The organism is Paracoccus sp. J55 (genome assembly GCF_000513975.1).
Lineage (GTDB): Bacteria > Pseudomonadota > Alphaproteobacteria > Rhodobacterales > Rhodobacteraceae > Paracoccus.
Map to the genome: position 1 here is coordinate 147,046 of NZ_AZVA01000003.1, position 12,543 is coordinate 159,588.

Here is a 12,543-nt window from a genome sequence, read left to right on the forward strand (position 1 = left end):
CCCCGCGCCCGAGGCATGGGCGCGGGCATGAGTGAATTCGATCCGAACCCTCCGCGTCGCAATTTCTACGGCCGCCGCCACGGCAAGACCCTGCGCCAGTCGCAAAAGGGCTATCTTTCCGAGGATCTGGGCGAGCTGCGCCCGCGCGGCATCACCTTCGCCGAGAACCCCGAGAGGAAGCCCATCGACCCGGCGGCGATCTTCGGCGACGACCGGCCGGTCTGGCTGGAGGTCGGCTTCGGCGGCGGCGAGCATATGGTGCACATGGCGGCACGCTATCCCGAGATCGGCATCATCGGCTGCGAGCCCTTTATCAACGGCGTCGCCATGCTCTTGGGCAAGATCCGCAATGCCGGCGTGCAGAATGTCAGTGTGCATCCCGGCGATGCGCGCGACCTGATGGACGTGCTGCCCGACGCCTCGATCAGCAAGGCGTTCCTGAACTATCCCGACCCCTGGCCCAAGGCGCGCCATCACCGCCGCCGCTTCGTGACGCCCGAGCATCTGATCCCGCTCGCCCGCGTCATGAAGCCGGGCGCCGAATTCCGCGTCGCCACCGACATCCCCGATTACGTCCGCCAGACGCTGGAGGAGGTGCCGCAGGCCGGGTTCCAGCTGATCGGCGAAGGCCCGGAGCCTTGGGACGACTGGCCCAGCACACGCTATGAGCAGAAGGCGCTGCGCGAGGGCCGGGTGCCGCATTACGTCACCTTCCGCCGCGGGGGCTGAAGCGGCGTTGATCGCCACCGATTGCAACCCCCGCCCGTGACCGCTATCACCTTGCGCGACAAGCACGAGGGGGCCTTCATGTCACATTCCGCCGAACCGCTGCCGATGACCGCCCGCCGCTCGGGTCCCCTGTCGGGCGAGGCCAAGGTGCCGGGCGACAAGTCGATCAGCCACCGCGCCCTGATCCTCGGCGCGCTGTCGGTGGGCGAGACGCATATCACCGGCCTGCTGGAAGGCCAGGACGTGCTGGACACGGCATCGGCCATGCGGGCCTTCGGCGCCCGGGTCGAGCGTCTGGGCGAGGGCGAATGGAAGGTCAACGGCGTCGGCGTCGGCGGCTTTGCCGAGCCCGAGGGCGTGATCGACTGCGGCAATTCCGGCACCGGCGTGCGGCTGATCATGGGCGCCATGGCCACGACGCCCATCACCGCCACCTTCACCGGCGATGCCAGCCTGTCGCGCCGCCCGATGGGCCGGGTTACCGACCCGCTGGAACTGTTCGGCTGCGAGGTCACGGCGCGTGAGGGCAAGCGGCTGCCGGTGACGATCAAGGGCGCGGCCGACCCGGTGCCGGTGCGCTACAAGACCCCCGTGGCCTCGGCGCAGATCAAGTCGGCCGTGCTGCTGGCGGGCCTGAACGCGCCGGGCGAGACGGTGGTGATCGAATCCGAACCGACCCGCGACCATACCGAGCGTATGCTCGCCGGCTTCGGCGCCAGCATCCGCGCCGAGACGACCGACGAGGGCCATGTCATCACCCTTAAGGGCCGGCCGGAGCTGAAGCCGCAGCCGGTGGCGGTGCCGCGCGATCCCTCCAGCGCCGCCTTCCCGGTGGCGGCGGCGCTGATCGTGCCGGGATCCGAGATCCGGGTGCCGGGCGTCAGCCGCAACCCGACCCGCGACGGGCTCTATGTCACGCTGCTGGAAATGGGCGCCGACATCCGCTTCGAGAACCCACGCGAGGAGGGGGGCGAGCCGGTCGCCGACCTGGTCGTCCGCCACGGCCCGCTGAAAGGCGTGACCGTGCCCGTGGAACGCGCCGCCAGCATGATCGACGAGTTCCCCATCCTCTCGGTCATCGCCTGCTTTGCCGAGGGCAAGACGGTGATGCAGGGTGTCCACGAGCTTCGCGTCAAGGAAAGCGACCGCATCGACGCTATGGCGGTCGGCCTGCGCGCCAATGGCGCCGAGGTCGAGGATACGCCCGACACCATGACCGTCCACGGCAAGGGCGGGCTGAAAGGCGGCGCTACCTGCGCCAGCCATCTCGACCACCGCATCGCCATGTCTTTCCTGGTCGCCGGCCTCGCTTCCGAGCAGCCGATCAGCGTGGATGACGGAGGCCCGATCGCCACGTCCTTCCCGGATTTCCTGCCGCTGATGCAAAAACTCGGCGCCCGGATCGACTGATCCGTCGCGGCCGGGGGCTGTCTGCCCCGTTGTCCATTGGTCCTCGGACCGATGGCGGACCAATGGCCAACCCCCGAGGATACTGCGACAAGAAAGAAAAAAGGAGAGCGGCGCCGGATGGGGCGCCGCCTGTGGTCTTTCTCTGTTGCTCAAATACCCATCATGCGGCCGTGGCCGCCGGGCGCGGCCTAGCCCGCCTTGGCAGCCTCGGGATAGCCGAGCCCGGCCAGCGCCTCGCGGATCTCGTCCAGGATCGCCGGGTCGTCGATGGTGGCGGGGGTCTTGAACGGTTCGCCGTCGGCGATCTTGGCCATGGTGGCGCGCAGGATCTTGCCCGAGCGGGTCTTGGGCAGCCGGTCCACCACGCAGGCCGACTTGAAAGCCGCGACCGGGCCGATCTTGTCGCGCACCAGCTTGACCACCTCGCGCGCCACCTGCTCATGCGGCGTCGCGATCCCGGCCTTCAGGCACAGGAACCCGACCGGCGCCTGGCCCTTGAGGCTGTCCGCCACGCCGATCACCGCGCATTCGGCGACGGCGGGATGGCTGGCCAGCACCTCTTCCATGGCGCCGGTCGACAGCCGGTGTCCGGCGACGTTGATCACGTCGTCGGTGCGCGCCATGATGTAGAGATAGCCGTCATCGTCGATATAGCCGGCGTCGCCCGTCTCGTAATAGCCGGGGAAATGCTCGAGATAGGATTTGCGGAAGCGGGTTTCGGCATTCCACAGCCCCGGCAGCGTGCCGGGCGGCAGCGGCAGCTTGACCGCGATGGCGCCCAAGGTCCCTGCGGGCACCGGATGGCCGGCCTCGTCCAGCACCTGCACGTCATAGCCGGGCATCGGCACCGAAGGGCTGCCCAGCTTGGTCGGCAGGGTCTCGATGCCGATAGGATTGGCGGCGATGGCCCAGCCGGTCTCGGTCTGCCACCAATGGTCCACCACCGGCACGCCCAGGTGCTCCTGCGCCCATTTCACCGTGTCGGGGTCGGCGCGCTCGCCGGCCAGGAACAGGGCTTGCAGGTCGTGCAGCTTGTAGCGGCGGATCCACTCGCCCTGCGGATCCTCGCGACGGATGGCGCGCAGGGCGGTGGGCGCGGTGAAGAAGCTCTTGATGCGGTGGTTCTGGATGATGCGCCAGAACACGCCCGGATGCGGCGTGCCCACGGGCTTGCCCTCGAAGACCACGGTGGTCGCGCCGGCGATCAGCGGCCCGTAGCAGATATAGCTGTGGCCGACGACCCAGCCCACGTCCGAGGCGGCCCAGAAGCGGTCGCCGGCCGCGATGTTGTAGATATTCGTCATCGACCATTGCAGCGCCACCAGATGGCCGGCGGTGTGGCGCACCACGCCCTTGGGCTGGCCGGTGGTGCCCGAGGTATAGAGGATATAGGCCGGGTGGTTGCCCTCGACCGGCACGCATTCGGCGGGCTTCACGCCGTATTGGAAGCCGTGCCAGTTGAAATCGCGGCCCTCGACCAGCTTGGCCACCTCTTGCTCGCGCTGGAAGATCACGCAGAATTCGGGCTTGTGCTGGGCCATGTCGATGGCGGCGTCCAAGAGCGGCTTGTAATGCACCACCCGGTTCGGTTCGAGCCCGCAGGAGGCGGCGATGATCGCCTTGGGCTGGCAGTCGTCGATGCGCACCGCCAATTCGTTCGCGGCGAAGCCGCCGAAGACCACGGAATGGATGGCGCCGAGCCGGGCGCAGGCCAGCATCGCCTCCAGCGCCTCGGGGATCATCGGCATGTAGATGATGACCCGGTCGCCCTTTTCGACGCCGCGCATGCGCAGCGCCCCGGCCAGCGAGGCGACGCGGTCCTGCAGCTGCTTGTAGGTGATGCCCTTGGTCGAAAGGGTGATCGGGCTTTCATGCTGGATGGCGATCTGGTCGCCGCGCCCGGCCAGCACATGGCGGTCCACCGCGTTCCAGCAGGTATTCACCATCCCGTCCGAGAACCATTCGTAGATCGGGGCCTTGTCGTCGAACAGCGCCTTCGAGGGCTTGCGCTCCCAGTCGATGGCATCGGCCGCCCGCATCCAGAAACCCTCAGGGTCCGCCTGCCAGGCAGAATAGATCTCCCGATATCCCATGAAACAACTCCTCCCCGGATGAATGGGCCGGAGTTATGCGCGCCGAAAGGCAGGGCGCAAGGATGTTAACGCCCACAACCGCGGGTGCGACAAAAAGTTTTGCAGAATCCCGCGCCATTCGCGGGAATTAGTTTGCAAATCGCCGGCGACTTTGCGTCGGGCTGAAAACCCCGCGGCATTTTGCAAAATCAGGCCGGCCGCGCAGGGCCGCGGCAGAATCACCGCGAGCCCTGGCGCAGCTTCCCCTGCCGTCTAGCGATAGTGATCGACCGGGGTGCCGGCGATCGCGCTCATGTTCAGCAGGCCGCGGGTGGTGATCGAGGGGGTGACGATATGGGCGCGGTTGCCCATGCCCATCAGGATCGGCCCGACCTCGAGCCCGTTGGCCTTGAGCTTCAGCGCGTTGCGCACCCCCGAGGCCGAGTCGGTGCCCGAGAAGACCAGCACGTTGGCCGCGCCCTCGATCCGGGAATGCGGCAGCAGCCGCTCGCGGATCGCCGGGTCCAGGGCCGAGTCCACGTGCATTTCGCCGTCGAAGATGAAATCGACGCCGCGCGCATGCAGGATCTCCATCGCCGCGCGCATCTTGCGGCCGGAATCGGTGTCCAGGTTGCCGAATTGCGAATGGCTGCACAGCGCGACCTTGGGCGTTACGCCGAAGCGGCGCACATGGCGGGCGGCGCCGATGGCGGCCTCGGCCACCTGCTCGGGGGTGGGGGAATGGGTGACCTGCGTGTCGGCGATGAACAGCGGCCCGTCTTCCAGGATCATCAGCGACAGCGCGCCATGTGGGCGCAGACCGTCGCGGGCCAGCACCTGGGTGACATAGTTCAGGTGCCAGCTGTATTGGCCGAAGGTGCCGCAGATCAGGCTGTCGGCCTCGCCCCGGTGCACCATGACCGCGCCGATGGCGGTGGTGTTGGTGCGCATGATGGCGCGGGCGATGTCGGGCGTGACGCCCTGGCGGGCCATCAGCTCGTGATAGGTGCCCCAATAGTCGCGATAGCGCGGGTCGTTTTCGGGGTTCACGATCTCGAAATCGCGGCCGGGGCGGATCGGCAGGCCGGCGCGCTCGGCGCGCATCTCGATCACCTCGGGCCGGCCGATCAGGATGGGCGCATCGGTGGTTTCCTCGAGCATGGCATTGGCGGCGCGCAGCACCCGCTCGTCCTCGCCCTCGGCAAAGACGATGCGGCGGTTGGCGGTGGCGGCGGCCTCGAAGACCGGGCGCATCATCAGCGCCGAGCGGAAGACCGAACCGTCCAGCTTGCGCTTGTAGGCGGCGATGTCGTCCAGGGGCCGGGTGGCGACGCCGGTCTCCATCGCGGCCTTGGCCACGGCGGTGGAGACCACGCCGATCAGCCGCGGATCGAAGGGCTTGGGGATCAAGTAGTCGGCGCCGAAGCTCAGCTTTTCGCCGCGATAGGCCATCGCCGCCTCGGCGCTGGTGGTGGCGCGGGCCAGCGCGGCGATGCCTTCGATGCAGGCCAGCTGCATCTCGTCGTTGATCGTGGTCGCGCCCACGTCCAGCGCGCCGCGGAAGATGAAGGGGAAGCACAGGACGTTGTTGACCTGGTTCGGATAGTCGCTGCGGCCGGTGGCGATGATGGCGTCGGGCGCCACGGCGCGCGCATCCTCGGGCAGGATCTCGGGCGTTGGGTTGGCCAGCGCGAAGATGATCGGGCGCTTGGCCATCTTGGCCACCATATGGGGCTTGAGCACGCCGGGGCCGGACAGGCCCAGGAACAGATCCGCGCCCTCGATCACCTGCTCCAGCGTGCGCAGGTCGGATTTCTGCGCGTATTCCGCCTTTTGCGGGGTCATCTCCTCGGTCCGGCCCTCATGGACCAGGCCGGCGATGTCGCAAAGCCAGACGTTCTCGCGCTTCACGCCCAGCTTCAGCAGCATGTTGAGGCAGGCGATGCCGGCCGCCCCGCCGCCGGTCGAGACGACCTTGATGTCCTCGAACCGCTTGTGGGCGATGTGCAGCGCGTTGGTCGCCGCCGCGCCGACGACGATGGCGGTGCCGTGCTGGTCGTCGTGAAAGACCGGGATATTCATGCGCTCGCGGCACAGCTTCTCGACGATGAAGCAGTCCGGGGCCTTGATGTCCTCGAGGTTGATGGCGCCGAAGGTCGGTTCCATCGCGCAGACGATCTCGGCCAGCTTCTCGGGGTCGGGCTGGTTCAGTTCGATATCGAAACAGTCGATATTGGCGAATTTCTTGAACAGGACCGCCTTGCCTTCCATCACCGGCTTCGAGGCCAGCGCGCCGATATTGCCCAGCCCCAGCACCGCGGTGCCGTTCGAGACCACGGCGACCAGATTGCCGCGTGCGGTATAGCGGGCGGCGGTGGCGGGGTCGGCCTTGATCTCCAGGCAGGCTTCCGCCACGCCGGGCGAATAGGCGCGGCTCAGGTCGCGGCCATTGGCAAGGGGCTTGGTCGCGCGCACCTCAAGCTTACCCGGGCGCGGGAATTCGTGATAATCCAATGCCGCCTGCCGGGCGTTGTCCTGTCTGCGTTCTTCCATCGCCAGACCCTCTCCTCTCAAGATGGTTCAGCGTTAAACTATTTTTCCGGCGGAGAACAGGGGGCATCTCGGCCGGGGGCGGGGATGCGCCGGACTTGCATCGCGATGGGCGGGCGCGCAAACTCGCAATCCGGTCGGGTGGCAGGCGAAAGGTGGGGTAATGGCGCTTCTGGATGCGGCGCGCGAGGTGCGCGAAAGGGCCTATGCGCCCTATTCCAATTTCAAGGTCGGCGCGGCGGTGCGCGGGGCCTCGGGGCGGATCTATGCCGGCTGCAATGTCGAGAACGTGGCCTATCCCGAGGGCACCTGCGCCGAGGCCGGCGCCATCGCCGCCATGGTCGCGGCGGGCGAGACCGAGATCGTCGAGGTCGCCGTCATCGCCGACTCGCAGGGTCCGGTGCCGCCCTGCGGCGGCTGCCGGCAGAAGCTGGCCGAGTTCGGCCGACCCGAGACCCCGGTGCTGCTGGCCACCACCCGCGGCCACGAGCTGGCCACCACCATCGGCGAGCTGCTGCCCGGACGTTTCGGCATCAGCCACATGTCGGGCACCGAATGAGCCCTGCCGATCCGCGTCCGGTGATCGCCGCGGTCCGCGACGGGCGCGGGCTGGACGCGGCCGGCGCGGCGCTGGTCGCGCGCGGCTTGGCCGATGGTTCGGTCAGCGATGCGCAGGCCGCAGCCTTCGCCATGGCGGTGCTGCTGCGTGGGCTGGACGAATCCGGCCGGGTGGCGCTGACCCGGGCGATGCGCGATTCCGGCCATGTGCTGCGCTGGGACCTGCCGGGGCCGGTGGTGGACAAGCATTCGACCGGCGGCATCGGCGATGCGGTCAGCCTGATCCTGGCCCCGCTGGTGGCCAGCTGCGGTGCCTATGTCCCGATGATCTCGGGGCGGGGGCTCGGCCATACCGGCGGCACGCTGGACAAGCTGGAGGCGATCCCCGGCCTCCGCACCGCGCTGTCCGAGGACGATTTCCGCCGCGTGGTGGCCGGGGTCGGCTGCGCCATCGTCGCGGCCGGGCGCGACCTTGCGCCGGCCGATGCGCGGCTTTACGCGATCCGCGATGAAAGCGCGACGGTGGGCTCGGTCGACCTCATCACCGCCTCGATCCTGTCGAAGAAGCTGGCGGCGGGGCTCGATGCGCTGGTGCTGGACGTCAAGCAGGGCAGCGGCGCCTTTCTGCGCGGACCGGATGCGGCGCTGGGGCTGGCCCGCGCGCTGGTCGATACCGCGACGGGCGCCGGTTGCCGCACCCGCGCCTATGTCACCGACATGGACCAGCCGCTGGCCCGCGCCGCCGGCAATGCGCTGGAGCTGCGCGAGGCTATCGCCGTGCTCACGGGCGGACAGGGCGCGCTGCGCGAGCTGTCGCTGGCGCTGTCCTCGGCCTGTCTCGACCTTGGGGGCCTGTCCGATGGCGCCTTGCGGGCGCTGGAGAGCGGCGCCGCGGCCGAGCGTTTCGCCCGCATGGTCGCGGCGCAGGGCGGGCCCGCCGACCTGCTGGAGCATCCCGACCACCACCTGCCCTCCGCGCCGGTGGTGCGTGCCGTGCCCGGCCATGGCCGCGTCGCCGCCATCGACACCGAGGCGCTGGGTCATGCCGTGGTTGCACTTGGCGGCGGGCGGCTGCATGCGGGCGACCGGATCGACCCGCGGGTGGGGCTTGCGGAACTGCTCCGCATCGGCGAGGAGGCGGGTCCGGGTCGTCCCCTGGCGCTGGTCCATGCCGCCTCCGAGGCGGCGGCCGAGGCAGCAGCCGCCACCGTGGCGGCCGCCTATCTGCTGGGCGATGGGCCGGAGCCCGGCCCATTGATCCGCAGCGAGGTAACATGACCGACAGACGCGCCTTCCTGATCGTGATGGATTCGGTGGGCATCGGCGGGGCGCCCGACGCGGGCGCCTATTTCAACGACGACCGGCCCGATACCGGTGCCAATACCGTCGCCCATATCGCCCGGGCGCGGCCGCTGCACATGCCGCATCTGGACGCGCTGGGCCTGGGCGCCGCGATCCGGCTGGCCAGCGGCGAGGCGGCCCCGGGCCTTGGCGCCCGGCCGCAGGGGCTCTGGGGTGCTGCGACCGAGGTTTCGCGCGGCAAGGACACCCCGTCCGGCCATTGGGAGATCGCGGGCGTTCCCGTGCCCTGGGACTGGCATTATTTCCCGAACACCCGCCCGGCCTTTCCCGCCGAGCTGACCGAACGCATCGCCGAAGCCGCGGGGACCATGGGCATCCTCGGCAACGAACATGCCTCGGGAACCGAGATCATCGCCCGGCTGGGGGCCGAGCATCTGCGCAGCGGCTGGCCGATCTGCTACACCTCGGCCGACAGCGTCTTGCAGATCGCCGCGCATGAGGAAGGCTTCGGCCTCGACCGGCTTTACCGGCTCTGCGAGAAGGTGGCCGCCCTGGTCCACCCGATGCGCGTGGGCCGCGTCATCGCCCGGCCCTTCCTGGGCGCCGAGGGCAGTTTCGCCCGCACCCCCAACCGCCGCGATTATGCCATCGCCCCCCCGGCGCCGACGCTTCTGGACGTGGCGCAAGAGGCGGGGCGGGCGACCCATGCCGTGGGCAAGATCGGCGACATCTTCTCGCATCGCGGCATCGGCAGGCTGCACAAGGGCAGGTCCGATGCCGATCTGGCCGGCCATCTGCTGGCGCTTGCCGACGCGGCCGAGCCGGGCAGCCTGACCTTCGCCAATTTCGTCGAATTCGACAGCCTCTACGGCCATCGCCGCGACGTGACGGGCTATGCGGCGGCTCTGGAATGGTTCGACGGGGTGGCGGGGGCGCTGATGGCGCGCCTGCGGCCGGGGGATCTGGCGATCTTCACCGCCGACCACGGCAACGACCCGAGCTGGCACGGCACCGACCACACCCGCGAACGCGTGCCGGTGCTGGGCTGGGGCTATGGCCCGCGCGGCATCGGCCAGGTCGGTTTCGCCGATATCGCCGCCTCGGTCGCCGCGCATCTCGGCCTGCCGCCGGTCGGGCCGGGGAGGTCGTTCCTGTGAAATCGCTGAAGAAGATCGAGCTGCACCTGCATCTGGAAGGCGCGGCGCCGCCCGGTTTCATCCGGGCGCTCGCGGCCGAGAAACATCGCGACATCGGCGGCATCTTCGACGAGAAGGGCGCCTATGCCTATCGCGATTTCAAGGACTTCCTGCGGGTCTATGAGGCGGCGACCTCGGTTCTGACCACGCCGCGCGACTATGCCCGGCTGCTGTCCGAGGTGCTGGCGGAATGCGCCGAGCAGGGCGTGATCTATGCCGAGCTTTTCGTTTCGCCCGAGTTCTGCGGCGGCGCGGACCTGCCGGCCTGGCGCGACTATCTCGCTGCCATGGAGGAGGCCGCGGTCGAGGCCGAGCGCGGCGGCATCGCCAGCCGCGCCGTGCTGACCTGCATCCGCCATTTCGGCGCCGAGCGCGCCAAGCGCACCGCGATCTGCGCCGCCGAGACCTCGGGCGGCTGGGTTGCCGGGCTCGGCATCGGCGGCGCCGAGGATGCCGGCGAGCTTGGCGATTTCGCCTGGGCCTTCGACTGCGCGCGCGAGGCCGGGCTGGGCCTGACCGCCCATGCCGGCGAGTGGCGCGGGCCCGAGTCGATCCGCGACGCGCTGGCGCTTGGCGTCAGCCGCATCGGCCACGGCATCCGCGCCGTCGAGGATGCGCAGCTGCTCCGCGACCTGGCCGAGCGCGGGATCACGCTGGAGGTCTGCCCCGGCTCGAACATCGCGCTTGGCTTGGTGCGGGACTGGGCCGCCCATCCCATCGCGCGGCTGGCCGACGCGGGCGTGCGCGTCACCGTCTCGACCGACGATCCGCCCTTCTTCCACACCAGCCTGTCGCAGGAATATCAACGGCTTGCCGATGCCTTCGGCTGGGCCGAGGCGGAATTCCGGCAGATGAACCTTTGGGCCGCCGATGCGGCATTCTGCGACCAGACCACCCGAACCCGCCTGCGAAAGGACCTGACATGACCCAAGCGCATCTGACCGTCGTCGATCACCCGCTGGTGCAGCACAAGCTGACCCTGATGCGCGACAAGACGACCTCGACCGCCGGCTTCCGCCGCCTGCTGCGGGAAATCAGCCTGCTTCTGGCCTATGAGGTCACGCGCGAGCTGGAGATGACCACCACCCGCATCGAGACCCCGCTTTGCGAGATGGAGGCGCCGACGCTGGAAGGCAAGAAGCTGGCGCTGATCTCGATCCTGCGGGCCGGAAACGGGCTGATGGACGGCATCCTGGAGCTGATCCCGGCCGCCCGCGTCGGTTTCATCGGGCTTTACCGCGACCCCGAGACGCTGCAGCCGGTGCAATATTACTCCAAGGTTCCCAGAGAGTTGGATGCGCGCATGACCATTGTCGTCGATCCGATGCTGGCGACGGGGAACTCGTCGGTCGCGGCCATCGACCTGCTCAAGGCCGAGGGCGCGCGCAACTTGCGCTTTTTGTGCCTGCTCGCCTCGCCCGAGGGGGTGGCGCGCATGCGCGAGGCCCATCCCGACGTGCCGATCGTCACCGCCGCGCTGGACGAGCGGCTGGACGATCACGGCTATATCGTGCCGGGCCTGGGCGATGCCGGCGACCGCATGTTCGGCACGAAATGAGGCTGCGTTAACCGGCTCTTCAGGGCTTTCGCCCTATCACCGGATCAAGAGAGCGATTCGGGGATGGGATGATGCGGATGATTCTGCGGATCATGCTGGCGCTGGCGCTGCTGCCGGGGCTGGCTCTGGCGCAGGCGCCGCGCCCGGCCGAGGATCCGCCGGCGGATTTCCCCTCGCGGCAATATATCGACAGCCGCGGCTGCGTGTTCCTGCGCGATGATGCGGGCAGCTGGACCGCGCGGCTCGCCCGCGACGGCACGCCGATCTGCGGCTATCCCCCGACGCTGTCGGCGCGCGGGCTGGGCGGCAAGCCGCGGCTGCGTGCGCTGGACCCGAATGCCGGGCGCAGCCGCGCCGAGCTGCTGGCGGAGGCGCTGTCGCTGCAGGTTCTGACCAACCTGCAGCCGGGGGAACTGGCCAGCGATCCGCAGCCGATGGAACGCCGGCCCGATCTGGGCGCCGAGCCGGCCCCCTCCGGTCCGGCCGATGCCCTGCGCGCGGCGCTGACGGCGGCGCCGGCGGTGCGTCAGGGCATGGGCGGCGCGCTGCGGCCGAACCGCCGGCTTTGCGAGCTGCTGGGCTATGACGGAGAGGCGGATCCCGCGCGGCTAGGCCGCGATCCGTCGCAGGGCTATTGCGCTTCGCTGCCGGAATCGGACCTGTCGCGGCTCAGCTTTCTGCGGCCGATCGGCAGCCTTTCCCCGGCCGGCAACACGCGTCCGCCCGCAATGGCTGCTGCTGTCCCGCCCTCGGCCTCGTCGGCCCCGGCCCGCCCCCAGCCCGACGCTGCCCGTCCCGCCCCGTCCGCCTCTGCACCGGCCGCCGGGAAACAGCCGGCGCCCGTCGCCAAGCCCGCGGCAGGCGCCGGGGCGGCGCCCCGGGCCAAACCCGCCGCGCAGGCCAGCCGGCCATCCCCTTCGGGCGGCATGATCCCCGCCGGGGCGCGCTATGTGCAGCTGGGCACCTTCGCCAATCCCGAGAATGCCGAACGTGCCGCCCGGCGCATCGCCCAGATGGGCTATCCGGTGCTGCGCGGCACCGACCGGGTCGGCGGGCGCGAGGTGCAGGTCATCATGGCCGGCCCTTTCCCGGATCGCGAAAGCATCGTCCGCGCGCTGGACGGCATCCGCAAGGCGGGGTTTCCCGATGCCTTTCCGCGCTAAGCCGC

At 69.6% G+C, this 12,543-nt stretch carries 10 protein-coding genes; 8 read left to right on the forward strand and 2 right to left on the reverse strand.

The window, feature by feature from the left end; all coding sequences use genetic code 11:
* Positions 1–27: 27 nt before the first annotated feature.
* A complete protein-coding gene (trmB, locus tag PARJ55_RS0104640; protein ID WP_028711955.1) occupies positions 28–729 on the forward strand; it encodes a tRNA (guanosine(46)-N7)-methyltransferase TrmB in 702 nt (233 codons plus the stop codon).
* Between the two features lie 78 nt (positions 730–807).
* Positions 808–2,139: a 3-phosphoshikimate 1-carboxyvinyltransferase gene (aroA, locus tag PARJ55_RS0104645; RefSeq protein ID WP_028711956.1), complete on the forward strand. Its 1,332-nt coding sequence runs from the start codon at positions 808–810 to the stop codon at positions 2,137–2,139.
* A 188-nt stretch (positions 2,140–2,327) separates the two neighbouring features.
* Here the strand turns inward: aroA and PARJ55_RS0104650 are convergent, their stop codons facing one another.
* Positions 2,328–4,232, reverse strand: a complete 1,905-nt coding sequence (locus PARJ55_RS0104650; protein ID WP_028711957.1) for a propionyl-CoA synthetase — start codon at positions 4,230–4,232, stop codon at positions 2,328–2,330.
* A 252-nt stretch (positions 4,233–4,484) separates the two neighbouring features.
* Positions 4,485–6,764 (reverse strand): NADP-dependent malic enzyme, encoded by a 2,280-nt coding sequence (locus PARJ55_RS0104655; RefSeq protein ID WP_028711958.1) that lies wholly within the window; start codon positions 6,762–6,764, stop codon positions 4,485–4,487.
* 160 nt (positions 6,765–6,924) lie between these two features.
* Here PARJ55_RS0104655 and PARJ55_RS0104660 point away from each other — a divergent pair, with 160 nt between their 5' ends.
* The 6 genes from PARJ55_RS0104660 to PARJ55_RS0104685 all read left to right on the forward strand — a co-directional run bounded on the left by PARJ55_RS0104660 (position 6,925) and on the right by PARJ55_RS0104685 (position 12,538).
* Complete coding sequence (locus PARJ55_RS0104660; protein ID WP_011748510.1) at positions 6,925–7,320, forward strand: cytidine deaminase; 396 nt, start codon at positions 6,925–6,927, stop codon at positions 7,318–7,320.
* A complete protein-coding gene (locus PARJ55_RS0104665) occupies positions 7,317–8,597 on the forward strand; it encodes a thymidine phosphorylase (RefSeq protein WP_028711959.1) in 1,281 nt (426 codons plus the stop codon). Before PARJ55_RS0104660 ends, PARJ55_RS0104665 begins: the two co-directional genes overlap by 4 nt.
* Positions 8,594–9,778 carry a phosphopentomutase gene (locus PARJ55_RS0104670; RefSeq protein ID WP_028711960.1) on the forward strand — a complete coding sequence of 395 codons (1,185 nt, stop codon included), beginning with the start codon at positions 8,594–8,596 and terminating at the stop codon, positions 9,776–9,778. Before PARJ55_RS0104665 ends, PARJ55_RS0104670 begins: the two co-directional genes overlap by 4 nt.
* On the forward strand, positions 9,775–10,743 hold the full coding sequence (locus PARJ55_RS0104675; protein ID WP_028711961.1) for an adenosine deaminase: 969 nt from the start codon (positions 9,775–9,777) through the stop codon (positions 10,741–10,743). Before PARJ55_RS0104670 ends, PARJ55_RS0104675 begins: the two co-directional genes overlap by 4 nt.
* The gene (gene upp, locus PARJ55_RS0104680) at positions 10,740–11,375 is read left to right on the forward strand and encodes a uracil phosphoribosyltransferase (protein ID WP_028711962.1); all 636 of its coding nucleotides are present in this window, start codon (positions 10,740–10,742) and stop codon (positions 11,373–11,375) included. Before PARJ55_RS0104675 ends, upp begins: the two co-directional genes overlap by 4 nt.
* Positions 11,376–11,446: 71 nt before the next feature.
* Positions 11,447–12,538, forward strand: coding sequence for an SPOR domain-containing protein (locus PARJ55_RS0104685; protein ID WP_028711963.1), 1,092 nt, complete (start codon positions 11,447–11,449; stop codon positions 12,536–12,538).
* Positions 12,539–12,543: the final 5 nt, after the last annotated feature.